Source organism: Bradyrhizobium sp. MI1.4 (assembly GCF_055811315.1).
In genome coordinates this window covers 25,868-40,140 of record NZ_JBVVPP010000013.1, presented here as the reverse complement: position 1 = coordinate 40,140, position 14,273 = coordinate 25,868, and the positions used below count along the sequence as shown (strand labels likewise).

Genomic DNA, 14,273 nt, shown 5'->3' with positions numbered 1-14,273 from the left:
ATGGCACCGCCATCGACATTCTTGACAATGCATTGCGAGATGCGTGTCAGAAGCTAAACGCGAGAAAGCCTAGCTCGTATAGTAGTCTTGTATTTGAATGGTGATGTCATGTAACATAGGTGATTGTAATAAATGTCACTTTGTAAAACTTGTAAAGAATATAGGTCAGTAAGACTGCCTTACGACTTTGGAGACCTGAGAATGCCCGCCGGATCCGGTAAGAAGCTCTTCGTCGGCCCGCGCTTCCGGCGGATCCGGCAGCAATTGGGGCTGTCGCAGACTCAGATCGCCGAGGGGCTCGGGATCTCGCCGAGCTATGTCAACTTGATCGAGCGCAACCAGCGTCCGGTGACTGCGCAGATCCTGCTACGGCTGGCCGAAACCTACGACCTCGACCTGCGCGACCTCGCGACCGCCGACGAGGACCGCTTCTTCGCCGAACTCAACGAGATCTTCTCCGACCCGCTGTTCCGCCAGATCGACGTTCCCAAGCAGGAACTGCGCGATCTGGCCGAGCTTTGCCCCGGCGTCACCCATGCGCTGCAACGGCTCTATGCCGCCTATACCGAGGCCCGCCAGGGCGAGACGCTGGCCGCGGCGCAAATGGCCGACCGCGACGTCGGCACCCGCTATGAGGCCAATCCGGTCGAGCGCGTCCGCGAGCTGATCGAGGCCAACCGCAACTACTTTCCGGAACTCGAGCAGGCCGCGGAGACTCTGCGCGACGGACTGAACGTGCCGGCCGAAGAGCTTTATGCGGCACTGGCGGCACGGCTGCGCGAAAAGCATTCGATCCAGACCCGCATCATGCCGGTGGACGTGATGCGCGAGACGCTGAGGCGCTTCGACCGCCATCGGCGCCAGCTCCTGATCTCCGAACTGGTCGACCCGCCCGGCCGCGCGTTCCAGCTCGCCTTTCAGCTCGGCCTCGTTGAATGCGCGCAGCATCTGGAGACCATCATCGGCCGCGCCGGCGCGCTCGACGACACACCGCGCCGCCTATTCCGGATCACGCTCGGCAACTACTTTGCGGCCGCGGTGATGATGCCCTACCCGGCCTTCCTGGCCGCGGCAGAAGCGTTGAACTACGACATCCATCTGCTGGCGCAGCGCTTCAATTCCGGCTTCGAGCAGGTCTGCCATCGGCTCACCACCCTGCAGCGGCCGAACGCGCGCGGCATCCCGTTCTTCCTCTTGCGCGTCGACAATGCAGGCAATGTCTCGAAGCGATTTTCGTCGGGCACGTTCCCGTTCTCGAAATTCGGCGGCACGTGTCCGTTGTGGAACGTGCACTCGACCTTCGACACGCCTGACCGCCTGCTGAAGCAGGTGATCGAGCTGCCGGACGGTACGCGCTATTTCTCGATCGCGCAGATGGTGCGCCGCCCCGTCGCGCCGCACCCGCTGCCACAGCCGCGCTTCGCCATTGGCCTCGGCTGCGAGATCCGTCACGCCGCGCGCCTCGTCTACGCTGCCGGCATCGATCTGGAGAAAACGGAGGGCACGCCGATCGGCGTCAACTGCCGTCTCTGCGAGCGCGAAAACTGCGCCCAGCGCGCCGAGCCGCCGATCACGCGCACCCTGATCCTGGACGAGACGACGCGGCGGGTGTCGAGCTTTGCATTCTCGAATGCGAGGGAGCTGTAAAGCACACCGTTGTCATGCCCCGCGAAGGCGGGGCATCCAGTACGCCGCGGCCTATCGGTTCAATCCCTGCCGTCTCGGAGTACTGGACGCCCGGTCAAGCCGGGCGATGACAGTTGAATGTGCGGCTGCACCCAATCCCTACGCCAGCGTATGCACGATCACCGGCCCGGCGGCGGCGCGGGCGTCGCCTGCAAGCAGCGCGCCCAGATCCTTCTCGATCCAGGCGATCGCACGCCTGTTCGCCTCCTCCGCCTGCTCGAATTTGTCGAAGATCGAAATCGCCGTGACCGTGTCGTCACCGGCATAGACGACGTAATAGGCGCGGAAGCCGTCGACGTCGCTGATGATCGGAACGGCGCCTTCCTTGATACGGCGCGCCAGCTCTTCGGCGCTCCCGCTTTTTGCCTTGGCCTGACGGATGGCGGCATACATGGCATCCTCGCTTCCGGCTATCTGGTTTGAGGGCTTGGTGCCCGGACCGCATGCTACGCCGAAGCACGCGGGCAATCCACGCTTGGTTAACTCGGCGCTAATTCAGTTCCGCGATCCGCAACGATCGATTAAGCACGCCTCAACATCGCTGCCTTAGTCTCGCCCCACTCACTTTTCGCAAACAACGGCGGCTTATTCTGCCGCGTGAAGTGACATCAGGGGGTTCATCATGCGCATTGCGTTGCTGCTGACCGCGACCATTGTCGGCGCGCTCTTTGCCAATCCATCCCATGCCGGACCGCCGGATGCGTCCTCCGGCGCAGCGCAGGCGTTACCGCCGGGCTTCCAGAGCTACCGCGGCTACATGTTCGACCTGTCGGAGAATTCCGACCGCAAGGATGTCGACAAGCTCACCGACAATGTGAAGAGCCAGATCGACGTGGTCGAGGCTGCCGGCCTCTCGCCGCGCGTGCTGCGCTTCTTCCGCACCGTCCCGATCATCGCCAGCGAGCTGGCCTGCCTCGACGAAGGCGCCGCGACCGCGTGCTACGGCCGGGTCACGCCTGACATCCAGCGCACCGCTCCCCGCACGCTGACGGTCTGGGACCCCAACAAGCAGCGCTGGAGCAATCCGAACGCCGTCGACCTCGCGGTCGATTCCGGCCTCGGCGTGATCATGCTGCGGCCGGATATGATGCGTTACGAAAAGGAAGCGGTGCTGCTGCACGAGCTCCTGCACGCCTACCATGCGCGGCTGTTGCCGGACGGCTACGCCAACAAAGGCGTGATCGGCTATTACGCCTACGCCAAGTCCAAGGATCTCCTGCCCAGGGAATCCTATGCGCTGAAGAATCACATGGAATTCTTTGCGGTGACCGCCAGCATCTTCCTGGCCGGGAAGAGCGAATTCCACGACCCGAAGTCGCGCGAGGCGCTCAAGGAGAAGTTGCCGGACTATTACAAGTATCTGGTGGGGGTGTTCGGCTTCGACCCCGATCCGGCAGCTGCGAGCGGCCCGGTCGCCTCGCTGAAGTAAGACAGACAGCGCAAAACCAAGGCAGAAAGCCGCGCGCACAGCGCGGCTTTTTTGTTTTGGTCACCGGAAGCTGCGGATGACGCGCGGCCGGGAATTGCCAAGGTGGGGCCCGATCTGCATAGTCCCGCCCGCATCGATACCGTTTTCGAAGAGGATAGAACAACATGGCGGACGCCGACCTGGATGTCGTGATCCGGCAACTGGCCAGACAGCTGCATACGGGCCTGATGACCCGCGCCAAGGAGCGCCGGGATCGATTCAACGGCCTTGCGGCCAAGGCCAAGGGCAAGGAGACCGGCGACCGCTTCAAGATGATGGCCAAGGCCACCATGGAGCAGGCCATTGCCGCCGCCAAGCGCCTGCAGATGTCCGCCGACAACGTCGCCGACAGCTACGCGCGGTCGATGCGGATCGCCGCCAGCACACCGGTCGCGGTGAAGGTGGAGAAGAAGGCGCCCAAGGAAAAGCCGGTGAAGAAGGCGAAGAAGGCCAAAACCAAGAAGTAGGAGCGCACTTTCTTCCTTCTCCCCTTGTGGGAGAAGGTGGCGTGAAGCGCCGGATGAGGGGTTGTTTCCGCGAATTCAACTGCAGCAGACTCACGCGCGGAGAGATACCCCTCACCCGTCTCGCCGTTTCGCGGCGAGCCACCCTCTCCCGCAAGGGGGAGGGTTGCAGCGGCGCACGCAGCTCTAGATATCTCTACCGCCCTGGCGCGGCGAGCCGGGTCGGCTCGGCGCTCGCGAGTTCGGCGAGTTTTGCGCGCGCTGTATCGCGGGTAAGGACATCCTTGCCGGCGGGCAGCGCCAGCGCGGCCTCGAAATCGGCGCGCGCCTCATTCGCCTGGCCGCGGGCGAGGAAGGCGAGGCCGCGGTCGAGCCGAGGCTGCGCATCCGAGGGGTCGAGGCGGACCGCGGTGTTGTAGCTCAGGATCGCGCGATCGAGATCGCCGGCGGCCGCGAGCGCGAGACCGCGCTGGTGATAGGGCGCGGCGTGCCTGGGATCATGCGCGATCGCCTCGTCGTAATCCTCGATGGCGAGTTCGAGGTCGCCGTTCTGCCGGCGCGCCAGCGCCCGATCGCGATAGAGCGAGGCGCGGTTGGGATTGAGATGGATGGCCTCGTCGAAATCCGCGATCGCCCGCCGCCAGTCGCCGTGGCGCAGCGCGATCCGTCCGCGCCCCTCATAGGCGAAAGCGATCAGCGAGCCGCGCAGCGGCGAGAAGCCGATCACCGCCGAACAGATGTCGGGCTCGTCCTCGTCTCCGCAATTGACGACGGTGTGCGTGGACAGGCCAATCAGCACGCCCACGACGATCAACAATGGTACTGCAGCTTTGGTCATCTTCGACGGTGGCAGGCGGAGGGCCGGCCACGCATCCCCTTTCGCAGGAACTGTCACGGCAGGGTGTTAACACCGGCCGGGACCGTCCTGTGTGCGACAGGTCACAAAGCGCGCAAATTAGGGCTGCTGCGGCGTCAGCCCCATGGACCGCGTGAAGAGGAGCGGCCCCAGGGGCTCCGCGGCGGATAGTTCTCATTGGCGCCGACCGACGGCGACGCCTGCGCACCGAGCTCGGCTGCGAGCTGCTGAAGCGCCGCGATGCGATTCTGGGTCGAGGGATGGGTGGCAAACAGATTGTCCACGCCGTGGCCCGACAGCGGGTTAATGATGAACATGTGCGCGGTGGCGGGATTTCGTTCCGCCTCGGCGTTCGGGACCTGATGCGCCGCGCCTTCGATCTTCACCAGCGCCGATGCCAGCCACATCGGCTGACCGGCGATGCGTGCGCCGAGATTGTCCGCGGCGTATTCACGGGTGCGGCTGATCGCCATCTGCACCAGCATGGCGCCGATCGGGGCGAGGATCATCATCAGGATCGAGCCGACGATGCCCGGGCCGTTGTTGTCGCGGTTGCCGCCGAAGAACATGCCGAACTGCGCCAGCATCGAGATCGCACCGGCAATGGTCGCGGTCACAGTCATCAGCAGCGTGTCGTGGTGCTTGATATGAGCGAGCTCGTGCGCGATCACGCCCGCAAGCTCCTCGCGGCTGAGCTGGTGCATCAACCCGGTGGTGACCGCAACCGCGGCATTCTCGGGATTGCGCCCGGTGGCAAACGCGTTGGGCTGCGGCTCGTCCATCAGGAACACGCGCGGCATCGGCAAGCCGGCGCGGGCCGCTAGCTCGGCCACGAGCCCGACCAGCTCCGGTGCGCTGCTGCGGTCGACCTCATGGGCGCCATACATGGACAGCACCATCCGGTCGGAGTTCCAGTAGGTGAAGAGATTGGTCGCCGCGGCAATGACGAGCGCAATCATGGCGCCGCCGGCACCGCCGATCAGATAGCCGACGCCCATGAACAGGGCGGTGAGGCCTGCGAGCAGCATTGCGGTACGAAGATAATTCATGGCCGTCTCCCGAGGCCGGCCGTAGCCGCTGGAAGCGTTGCGGGCCGGCGAGCATGAGGTAGGGATGACCCCGGCCCGCCCGCAAGGTTTCAAGGTGCGTCGCGGAGCCGCGGCACTGGTTTGAGGTCAATCGTTCCATTAAGCTTGGCCGAGAATCCAAGCGTCTCCTCCCCTTGCGGAAACCTCATGCTCCAGACCCGATTTGCGATCGCGGCCGCCGCCCTGCTCACGCTCGCCCTTCCCGCCTCTGCCCAGTTCGCGCCGCCGCCGGCAAAGCCCGCGGCTCCCAGGGCCACTGGGCCCTCGCCGCGCGCGGCGTCGTGCCATAACGGGGCGAACTTCGATCGCTTCCTGGTCGACGTGAAACAGCAGGCCGTTGCCGCCGGCGTGTCGCAGCGGACGATCGCGGCGGCCTCGCCTTACCTCGTCTACGACCAGGGCATCGTCAATCGCGACCGCGGCCAGCGCGTGTTCGGCCAGCTCTTCACCGAATTTGCCGGCCGCATGGCCGCGCCCTATCGCATGCAGAACGGCCAGCAACATATCAAGCAACATGCGGCCGCGTTCGCGCGCGCGGAAAAGGAATACGGTGTGCCGCCGGCAGTGATCGCCGCGTTCTGGGGACTGGAGAGCGATTTCGGCGTCAACATGGGTAATCTGCCGACACTGAAATCGCTGGTGTCGCTGGCCTATGATTGCCGCCGCTCGGAGATGTTCGTGAACGAGACCATCGCCGCGCTGAAGATCATCGACCGGGGCGACCTGCAACCGGACGAGATGGTCGGCTCCTGGGCCGGCGAGCTCGGTCAGACCCAGTTCCTGCCCGTGCATTACGTCAACTATGCCGTCGACTATGACGGCGACGGCCGACGCGATCTCCTCCGCAGCGAGGACGACGTGATCGGCTCGACCGCGCACTACATCGCCAACGGCTTGAAGTGGCGGCGCGGCGAGCCGTGGCTGGAGGAGATCAAGGTGCCGCAGAACCTGCCGTGGGATCAGACCGACCTCACGGTGCAGCTGCCGCGCTCAAAATGGGCGCAGCTCGGGGTTACCTATCCCGACGGCCGGCCGCTGCCGAACGACAATCTCGCGGCCTCCGTGCTGCTGCCGATGGGACGCTTCGGTCCGGCCTTCATGGCATACCCGAATTTCGCGGCCTACACCGAGTGGAATAACTCGCTGATCTATTCGACCACCGCGGGCTATCTCGCCACCCGCATCGCGGGCGCGGCTCCGATGCGAAAGCCGTCCACACCGGTCGCGCAGCTGCCATTCAACGAGCTCAAGCAATTGCAGCAGCTTCTGGTCCAGGCTGGCTTCAATGTCGGCAAGGTCGACGGCGTGCTGGGCCAGCAAAGCCGCGCCGCGGTGAAGGCGATGCAGATCAAATACGGTCTGCCGGCCGATTCCTGGCCTTCGGCCGAACTGCTCGCTCGCATGCGTGGGGGCACGGCACAGGCGCAGCCAGTGGGGACGATCCGGTAAGCACCAGGATCGCTGTCATGCCCCGCGAAAGCGGGGCATCCAGTACGCTGCGGCCTATCGATTCAATCACAGCTGCCTCGGAGTACTGGATCGCCCTGTCAAGCCGGGCGATGACACCGAGGGTATGTCGCCGCTAGCACCACAAGCCCGCTCGGTAGAATTTTCGCACTGCACAAGCCCCTCCGGCGATTGTATTTTTCCATGACGTTCCCATGTGAGTAGCTCAGGTTTCTCCTGAGATTTCCCACTTTTGAAGCGAGCATCACATGTCCTTCCACGACGCCGTCGTTCCCGCCTATTTGCAAATGTTGAACAGCCTGATCGGCCTGCTCACGAAAGCCGAAGCGCATTGTGCGGCCAAGAAGGTCGACCCCAGCGTCCTGCTGGGCTCCCGCCTGTTTCCGGACATGCTGCCGCTCTCGAAGCAGATCCAGCTGGTCAGCGATTTCGCAGCCAAAGGTTGCGCCCGGCTGACCCATAGCGACGTGCCCTCCACACCGGACACCGAGACCAGCTTTGCGGAGTTGAAGCAGCGCCTGGCGAAGACCATCGACTACGTGAAATCGTTCAAGCCCGAGCAGTTCGAGGGCGCCGACACCAAGGACGTCACCTTCCCGGCCGGCCCCGACAAGTCCATCACCATGAAGGGCCAGCAATTCCTGAGCGCGTTCTCGCTGCCGAACTTCTATTTCCACGCCGCAACCGCCCACGGCCTTCTGCGCCACGCCGGCGTCGAGATCGGCAAGCGCGATTTCCTCGGCGCGAACTGAAAGGCGATTATTCAGACGGCCGCGGCGGGAGATCGAATCTGCTGCTGCGGCTGAAATTGCACATGCTCTATGCTGCGCGGCTCGGCTGCGCATCTCGCCTGCAGTTTCTGTATGGCTCCTCCCTTGCGCTGATTGCCGCAATGCACAAGTGTTCCGGATCTCTCACCGCCTGGAAGCATTCTCATGAGCCGTTCGACCAAATTGTTTGAGACCTACAAGCTCGGCCCGATCACGCTGGCGAACCGTTTCGTGATGGCGCCGCTGACGCGCAACCGCGCCGTTCCCGGCACCTTCGTACCGGGCGCGCTCGCCGCTGACTATTACGCCCAGCGTGCCTCGGCGGGGCTTCTGATTACCGAAGCGAGCCAGGTCTCACAGCAGGGCCAAGGCTACCAGGACACCCCCGGCATCTACTCAAAGGACCAGGTCGCCGGCTGGCGCAAGGTCACCGATCAGGTGCATCAGCGCGGCGGCAAGGTCTTCATCCAGCTCTGGCATGTCGGCCGCATCTCGCATGTGGACCTTCAGGCCAATGGCGCAGCGCCGGTGGCGCCGAGCGCGATCCGCGCCAAGGGCAAGACCTTCGTCAACGGCACTTTCGCCGACGTCTCCGAGCCCCGTGCGCTCGAACTCTCCGAAATTCCAGGGATCATCGACGATTTCAGGCGCGCCACGAAGAATGCGCTCGAAGCCGGCTTCGATGGCGTCGAGATCCACGGCGCCAACGGCTATCTGCTCGAACAATTCGCCAAGGACGGCACCAACAAGCGTACCGACGCCTATGGCGGCTCCATTGAAAACCGCGCGCGGCTGATGCTGGAAATCTCCAGGGCCGTCGTAGCGGAGGCTGGCGCCGATCGCACCGGCATCCGCATCTCGCCGGTGACGCCGGCCAACGACATCTCGGATTCGAACCCGCAGGCCCTCTACGACCATATCGTCGACGGCCTCGCCGCGCTGAAGCTCGTCTATCTCCACGTCGTCGAAGGCGCCACCGGCGGTCCGCGCGACATCGCGCCGTTCGACTATGCGGGCCTGCGCAAGCGCTTCCCCGGCGCCTACATCGCCAACAACGGCTATGATTTCGAGCTCGCTGCCAAGGTGCTCGAGGCGAACGCGGCCGATCTCATCGCCTTCGGCAAGCCGTTCATCTCCAATCCCGATCTGGTCGAGCGGCTGAAGCAGGGCGCGGCGCTGAACGACTGGGACAAGAACACGTTCTACGGCGGCGGCGCGAAGGGATACACGGATTACCCGACGCTGGCCGCTGAACCCGCGGAATAGCCTCTTCTCCACGCATGCGCTGTCATGCCCCGCGAAGGCGGGGCATCCAGTAATCTGTGGCTTCCGGGTTCGACCACGCCCGTCTCTGGAATACTGGATCGTCCGCCTTCGCGGACGATGACACCGAGAATGTTGAAAGTGTGTGCCACAAAGAAAAAAGGCCGGGATTGCTCCCGGCCTTTCGTCGTTATGCTGATGTGCCTTACTGCAGCGAAGCGCGCTTCGGGGGCTGTGCCGGCCACGACTTGATCAGAGTGTCGTAGTCGACCGTCTCACCCTTCGGCTTCTCGTTGGCGAGCTTGCGCTGCGGGGCAATCGTGCCGTCCTTCTGGGCCTTGGCGAACCAGAACTCGGCCGACTCCTTCTTGTGCAGCTTCGGACCGCAGGCGCCCTGCACGCCCGACTTCTCCAGACGCTCCATGACGGAGTCCTGGGCCGCGGCAAGCGAGTCCATCGCGGCCTGCGGCGTCTTGGCACCGGACGACGCATCGCCGATGTTCTGCCACCACAGCTGCGCCAGCTTCGGATAGTCGGGCACGTTGTTGCCGGTCGGGGTCCACTGCACGCGCGCGGGCGAGCGGTAGAACTCGATCAGGCCGCCGAGCTTCGGCGCACGCTCGGTGAACGACTTGTCCCAGATGTCGGATTCACGGATGAACGTGAGACCGACATGGCTCTTCTTCAGCGACACCGTCTTGGAGACGATGAACTGGAGATAGAGCCAGGCCGCCTTGCGGCGATCCGGGGGAGTCGATTTCAGCAGCGTCGCCGAACCCGCATCCTGGTAGCCGAGCTTCATGCCTTCCTTCCAGTACGAACCGTGCGGCGACGGAGCCATACGCCACTTCGGCGTACCGTCCGCGTTCATCACGGCGATGCCCGGCTTCACCATGTCGGCGGTGAAGGCGGTGTACCAGAACATCTGCTGGGCGATGTTGCCCTGCGCCGGCACCGGACCCGACTCGGAGAAGGTCATGCCCTGGGCCTGCGGCGGAGCATACTTCTTCATCCACTCGAGGTACTTGGTGATCGAGTAGACCGCGGCCGGACCGTTGGTGTCGCCGCCACGCTCGACCGAGGAGCCGACCGGACGGCAGCCTTCCATGCGGATGCCCCATTCGTCGACCGGCAGACCGTTCGGGATGCCCTTGTCGCCGTTACCGGCCATCGACAGCCAGGCGTCGGTGAAACGCCAGCCGAGCGACGGGTCCTTCTTGCCATAGTCCATATGGCCATAGACCTTGACGCCGTTGATCTCCTTGATGTCGTTGGTGAAGAACTCGGCGATGTCTTCGTAGGCTGACCAGTTCACAGGCACGCCGAGCTCGTAGCCATACTTGGCCTTGAACTTGGCCTTGTAGTCGGCGTTGGTGAACCAGTCGTAGCGGAACCAGTAAAGGTTCGCGAACTGCTGGTCGGGCAGCTGATAGAGCTTGCCGTCCGGCGCCGTGCCGAACGACTTGCCGATGAAGTCGTTGACGTCGAGCATGGGGTCGGTGACGTCCTTGCCCTCGCCGGTCATATAGTCCGACAGCGCGATGGTCTGGCCGTAGCGGAAGTGGGTGCCGATCAGATCGGAATCGTTGATCCAGCCGTCGTACACGTTCTTGCCGGACTGCATCTGGGTCTGCAGCTTCTCGACGACGTCACCTTCCTGGATGATGTCGTGCTTGAGCTTGATGCCGGTGAGCTCGGAGAACGCCTTGGCCAGCGTCTGCGACTCATATTCGTGGGTCGTGATGGTTTCGGAGACCACGTTGATCTCCATTCCCTTGAAGGGCTCGGCGGCCTTGGCGAACCACTCCAGCTCCTTCTTCTGGTCTTCCTTCGACAGCGTCGAGGGCTGGAATTCCGCGATCCACTTCTGGATCGCGGCGTCGTCGGCGGCGCGCACCGGCGCCGAGACGGCCAGCGACACCGCGACGATGGCGGCGACGCTGGACATCGTCAGAAAGCTATTCTTGGTCAATGGACGTTCCCTTCTCCTAAACTGCCGCATGTTATTCCTCCGTTGCAGCGACAAACTTTTTACAGGCCCGGGTTGGTCCCGGATCTGGTCGTTCCTTCGCGGGCTAGACCGTGCGGAAAATGAGTACGGCCGTGGCCAGCGAAATTCCTGATGCGATCCAAAGGCGCGAAATTTCAACTCCGTCCTCGCCGATCGGCAGCGTGGCGAGGGGGTCGGTGCCGGCGAAGGCGATCCACAGCAAGTGGATGACCGCCGCCGTGATCAGGGAGATGAACAGGCGGTCGCCGCGCGTGGTCGGGATGCGCAGCACGCCGACGCGCTCGGCTTCGGGATAAGCCACCCCGAGCCAGGTCATCACAGCCAGCGTGCAGGCGAGCGCGACAAAAAAGATCGCCGTCGGCGGCGTCCAGGCCATCCATGCAATCCATTCCATTGATGCCTCCCTAGACCCGACCGAGCGCGAAACCGCTCGCGATATAATTGCGGACGAACCAGATCACGAGTGCGCCCGGGATGATCGTCAGCACGCCGGCTGCCGCCAGCAGGCCCCAGTCCATGCCCGCAGCCGACACCGTGCGCGTCATGATCGCCGCGATCGGCTTGGCCGAGACCGAGGTCAGCGTGCGCGCGAGCAGCAGCTCGACCCAGGAGAACATGAAGCAGAAGAAGGCGCCGACGCCGATGCCGCTCGCAATCAGCGGCACCAGGATCTTGATGAAAAAGCGCGGGAAGGAATAGCCGTCGAGGAAGGCGGTCTCGTCGATCTCGCGCGGCACGCCCGAGACGAAGCCTTCCAGGATCCACACCGCCAGCGGGACGTTGAAGATGCAGTGCGCAAGCGCGACCGCCCAGGGCGTATCGAACAGCCCGATCGCGGAATAGAGATTGAAGAACGGCAGGGCATAGACCGCGGCCGGCGCCATGCGGTTCGACAGCAGCCAGAAGAACAGATGCTTGTCGCCGAGGAAACGGTAGCGCGAGAACGCGTAGGCCGCCGGCAGCGCCACCGAAATCGAGATGATGGTGTTGAGGACGACATATTCCAGCGAGTTGATATAGCCGGAATACCAGCTCTCGTCGGTGAAGATGCGCTTGTAGTGCTGCAGCGTCGGGGCGTGCGGCCACAGCGTCATCGTCGAGACGATTTCGGCGTTGGTCTTGAAGCTCATGTTGACGAGCCAGTAGATCGGCAACAGCAGGAAGATCAAGAACAGCGCCATAATGAGGCGACGGCCGGGGATCGAATGCATCACGCGGCTCCTTCCTGCGGCTTCCGCTCGGCGCCGGCATTGGTCATGACGGTGTAGAAGATCCAGCAGACGATCAGGATGATGAGGTTGTAGACCAGCGACAGCGCGGCGGCCTTGCCGAGGTCGAACTGGCCGAGCGCGATCTTGACCAGCTCGATCGACACGAAAGTCGTCGAATTGCCGGGCCCCCCACCAGTCACCACGAACGGTTCGGTGTAGATCATGAAACTGTCCATGAAGCGCAGCAGCACCGCGATCAGCAGCACGCGGTTCATCTTCGGCAGCTGGATCGCCTTGAACACGGCCCAACGCGAGGCGCCATCGATCTGCGCCGCCTGGTAATAAGCCTCCGGGATCGACTTAAGTCCGGCATAGCACAGCAGCGCGACCAGGCTGGTCCAGTGCCAGACGTCCATCACGATGACCGTGACCCAGGCGTCGATGTCGTTGGAGACGTAATTATAATCGATGCCGGTCGCATTGAGGACATAGCCGAGCAGGCCGATGTCGGGACGGCCAAAGATCTGCCAGATCGTGCCGACCACGTTCCACGGGATCAGCAGCGGCAACGCGAGGATGACGAGGCAGGCCGCAACCGTCCAGCCCTGGCGCGGCATCGAGAGCGCGACGACGATGCCGAGCGGCACCTCGATCGCGAGGATCACCAGCGAGAAGAACAGATTGCGGCCGAGCGAAGCCAGGAAGCGGCCGCCGAGGTCGGTCGAAGGATCGAGCAATTCCTTGAACCAGCCGACACCGTTCCAGAAGAACTGGTTGTTGCCGAAGGTGTCCTGCATCGAATAGTTCACCACCGTCATCAACGGCAGCACTGCCGAGAAGGCGACGACCAGGAACACCGGCAGCACCAGGAACCAGGCTTTTTGGTTGATAGTCTTGTCCATCAGGCGGCTCCCTCCACCAGAAGGCTGTCGGCATAGACGTGGACGTGCGACGGATCGAATTTCAGGCCGGCCGTGCCGTCCGGGCTGGTGAAGCCGGCCGGCGCGCGCGCCGCGAGCTTGGCGTCACCGAGCCGCGCGCGCGCGAAGCGGATGCGGCCGAGGTCGTCGACGCGTTCGATCTTCGCACTGAGCAGGCCGGGCGCCGGCGCGACGGCCTCAACGAATTCCGGACGGACGCCGATCTCGATCTTCGCGCCAGCAGGCAGCTTGTCGTAGCTGCGGTTGAGCGCGATCACATGACCGCCGATCTTGGCCTCACGGCCCCTCACCTCGGCCGGCAGGATGTTCATGCCGGGCGAGCCGATGAAATAGCCGACGAACGTGTGCGCCGGCTTGTCGAACAACTCGGCCGGCGTGCCGCTCTGCACCACGCGGCCGTCATGCATGACCACCACGGTGTCGGCGAAGGTCAGCGCCTCGGTCTGATCGTGGGTGACGTAGATCATCGTCAGGTCGAGCTCGCGATGCAGCGCCTTCAACTTGGAGCGGAGCTGCCATTTCAGCTCGGGGTCGATCACGGTGAGCGGCTCATCGAACAGCACGGCGGCAACGTCGGAGCGTACCAGGCCGCGGCCGAGCGAGATCTTCTGCTTGGCATCGGCCGTGAGCCGCGTCGCCTTGCGGTTCAGATAGGGCTCGAGGTCGAGCAAGCGGCCGATCTCGGCGACCCGCTTGTCGATCTCAGCCTTCGGCACGCCGCGGTTCTTCAGAGGGAACGCCAAATTTTGCCCCACCGTCATGGTGTCGTAGATCACCGGAAACTGGAACACCTGGGCGATGTTGCGCTTCTGGGTTGACAGCGGTGTGATGTCCTCGCCGTCGAACAGGATTTTCCCCCGCGACGGCGTGATGATGCCGGAGATGACGTTGAGCAGCGTGGTCTTGCCGCAGCCGGACGGCCCGAGCAGCGCATAGGCGCCGCCCTGCCGCCAGGTCATGGTGACAGGCTTGAGAGCAAAGCTGTCCTGCGGGGCATCATTGCCGCCGTAGGAGTGGGCGAGATCGACGAGGTCAATGCGGGCCATGT

The 14,273-nt window shown here is 63.8% G+C and carries 14 protein-coding genes; 6 read left to right on the top strand and 8 right to left on the bottom strand.

The window, feature by feature from the left end; genetic code table 11:
- Positions 1-201: 201 nt before the first annotated feature.
- Positions 202-1,647 (top strand): helix-turn-helix domain-containing protein, encoded by a 1,446-nt coding sequence (locus AC0L23_RS17165; protein ID WP_018454969.1) that lies wholly within the window; start codon positions 202-204, stop codon positions 1,645-1,647.
- Between the two features lie 138 nt (positions 1,648-1,785).
- Here AC0L23_RS17165 and AC0L23_RS17160 read toward each other — a convergent pair whose 3' ends face one another.
- Positions 1,786-2,079 (bottom strand): antibiotic biosynthesis monooxygenase, encoded by a 294-nt coding sequence (locus AC0L23_RS17160; protein WP_007607017.1) that lies wholly within the window; start codon positions 2,077-2,079, stop codon positions 1,786-1,788.
- 229 nt (positions 2,080-2,308) lie between these two features.
- Between AC0L23_RS17160 and AC0L23_RS17155 the strand changes: the two genes are divergently transcribed.
- The gene (locus AC0L23_RS17155; protein ID WP_085361312.1) at positions 2,309-3,115 is read left to right on the top strand and encodes a hypothetical protein; all 807 of its coding nucleotides are present in this window, start codon (positions 2,309-2,311) and stop codon (positions 3,113-3,115) included.
- A gap of 164 nt (positions 3,116-3,279) precedes the next feature.
- Positions 3,280-3,621: a hypothetical protein gene (locus AC0L23_RS17150; protein WP_085361311.1), complete on the top strand. Its 342-nt coding sequence runs from the start codon at positions 3,280-3,282 to the stop codon at positions 3,619-3,621.
- Between the two features lie 193 nt (positions 3,622-3,814).
- Here AC0L23_RS17150 and AC0L23_RS17145 read toward each other — a convergent pair whose 3' ends face one another.
- Entirely contained in the window at positions 3,815-4,456 is a 642-nt protein-coding gene (locus AC0L23_RS17145; protein ID WP_198957656.1) for a tetratricopeptide repeat protein, read from the bottom strand.
- A gap of 134 nt (positions 4,457-4,590) precedes the next feature.
- The gene (gene htpX / locus AC0L23_RS17140) at positions 4,591-5,523 is read right to left on the bottom strand and encodes a zinc metalloprotease HtpX (protein WP_085361309.1); all 933 of its coding nucleotides are present in this window, start codon (positions 5,521-5,523) and stop codon (positions 4,591-4,593) included.
- 186 nt (positions 5,524-5,709) lie between these two features.
- Between htpX and AC0L23_RS17135 the strand changes: the two genes are divergently transcribed.
- The 3 genes from AC0L23_RS17135 (at position 5,710) to AC0L23_RS17125 (ending at position 9,065) form a co-directional block, all read left to right on the top strand.
- Entirely contained in the window at positions 5,710-7,011 is a 1,302-nt protein-coding gene (locus AC0L23_RS17135; protein WP_085361307.1) for a lytic murein transglycosylase, read from the top strand.
- 266 nt (positions 7,012-7,277) lie between these two features.
- The gene (locus AC0L23_RS17130) at positions 7,278-7,781 is read left to right on the top strand and encodes a DUF1993 domain-containing protein (RefSeq protein WP_018454975.1); all 504 of its coding nucleotides are present in this window, start codon (positions 7,278-7,280) and stop codon (positions 7,779-7,781) included.
- A 183-nt stretch (positions 7,782-7,964) separates the two neighbouring features.
- Positions 7,965-9,065: an alkene reductase gene (locus AC0L23_RS17125; RefSeq protein ID WP_085361306.1), complete on the top strand. Its 1,101-nt coding sequence runs from the start codon at positions 7,965-7,967 to the stop codon at positions 9,063-9,065.
- A 202-nt stretch (positions 9,066-9,267) separates the two neighbouring features.
- On the opposite strand, the gene AC0L23_RS17120 is transcribed toward AC0L23_RS17125, so the two are convergent.
- From AC0L23_RS17120 to AC0L23_RS17100, 5 genes are all read right to left on the bottom strand, one after another.
- Positions 9,268-11,010: an ABC transporter substrate-binding protein gene (locus AC0L23_RS17120; RefSeq protein ID WP_039799251.1), complete on the bottom strand. Its 1,743-nt coding sequence runs from the start codon at positions 11,008-11,010 to the stop codon at positions 9,268-9,270.
- 127 nt (positions 11,011-11,137) lie between these two features.
- The gene (locus tag AC0L23_RS17115) at positions 11,138-11,467 is read right to left on the bottom strand and encodes a DUF2160 domain-containing protein (RefSeq protein ID WP_018454978.1); all 330 of its coding nucleotides are present in this window, start codon (positions 11,465-11,467) and stop codon (positions 11,138-11,140) included.
- Positions 11,468-11,477: 10 nt separating this feature from the next.
- Positions 11,478-12,284 (bottom strand): carbohydrate ABC transporter permease, encoded by an 807-nt coding sequence (locus AC0L23_RS17110; RefSeq protein WP_473357169.1) that lies wholly within the window; start codon positions 12,282-12,284, stop codon positions 11,478-11,480.
- Positions 12,284-13,186: a carbohydrate ABC transporter permease gene (locus AC0L23_RS17105; RefSeq protein ID WP_085384914.1), complete on the bottom strand. Its 903-nt coding sequence runs from the start codon at positions 13,184-13,186 to the stop codon at positions 12,284-12,286. Before AC0L23_RS17105 ends, AC0L23_RS17110 begins: the two co-directional genes overlap by 1 nt.
- Complete coding sequence (locus tag AC0L23_RS17100) at positions 13,186-14,271, bottom strand: ABC transporter ATP-binding protein (protein ID WP_018454981.1); 1,086 nt, start codon at positions 14,269-14,271, stop codon at positions 13,186-13,188. The genes AC0L23_RS17105 and AC0L23_RS17100 overlap by 1 nt, the downstream gene beginning before the upstream one ends.
- Between the last annotated feature and the right edge of the window lie 2 nt (positions 14,272-14,273).

Excerpts from the sequence above, each read along its gene's own strand:
- AC0L23_RS17160 (WP_007607017.1), bottom strand. The coding sequence starts at position 2,079 with ATGTATGCCGCCATCCGTCAGGCCAAGGCAAAAAGCGGGAGCGCCGAA.
- AC0L23_RS17100 (WP_018454981.1), bottom strand. The coding sequence starts at position 14,271 with ATGGCCCGCATTGACCTCGTCGATCTCGCCCACTCCTACGGCGGCAAT.
- AC0L23_RS17150 (WP_085361311.1), top strand. The coding sequence starts at position 3,280 with ATGGCGGACGCCGACCTGGATGTCGTGATCCGGCAACTGGCCAGACAG.
- AC0L23_RS17135 (WP_085361307.1), top strand. The coding sequence starts at position 5,710 with ATGCTCCAGACCCGATTTGCGATCGCGGCCGCCGCCCTGCTCACGCTC.
- AC0L23_RS17105 (WP_085384914.1), bottom strand. The coding sequence starts at position 13,186 with ATGGACAAGACTATCAACCAAAAAGCCTGGTTCCTGGTGCTGCCGGTG.
- AC0L23_RS17145 (WP_198957656.1), bottom strand. The coding sequence starts at position 4,456 with ATGACCAAAGCTGCAGTACCATTGTTGATCGTCGTGGGCGTGCTGATT.
- AC0L23_RS17155 (WP_085361312.1), top strand. The coding sequence starts at position 2,309 with ATGCGCATTGCGTTGCTGCTGACCGCGACCATTGTCGGCGCGCTCTTT.
- AC0L23_RS17110 (WP_473357169.1), bottom strand. The coding sequence starts at position 12,284 with ATGCATTCGATCCCCGGCCGTCGCCTCATTATGGCGCTGTTCTTGATC.
- AC0L23_RS17130 (WP_018454975.1), top strand. The coding sequence starts at position 7,278 with ATGTCCTTCCACGACGCCGTCGTTCCCGCCTATTTGCAAATGTTGAAC.
- htpX (WP_085361309.1), bottom strand. The coding sequence starts at position 5,523 with ATGAATTATCTTCGTACCGCAATGCTGCTCGCAGGCCTCACCGCCCTG.
- AC0L23_RS17125 (WP_085361306.1), top strand. The coding sequence starts at position 7,965 with ATGAGCCGTTCGACCAAATTGTTTGAGACCTACAAGCTCGGCCCGATC.
- AC0L23_RS17115 (WP_018454978.1), bottom strand. The coding sequence starts at position 11,467 with ATGGAATGGATTGCATGGATGGCCTGGACGCCGCCGACGGCGATCTTT.
- AC0L23_RS17165 (WP_018454969.1), top strand. The coding sequence starts at position 202 with ATGCCCGCCGGATCCGGTAAGAAGCTCTTCGTCGGCCCGCGCTTCCGG.
- AC0L23_RS17120 (WP_039799251.1), bottom strand. The coding sequence starts at position 11,010 with ATGTCCAGCGTCGCCGCCATCGTCGCGGTGTCGCTGGCCGTCTCGGCG.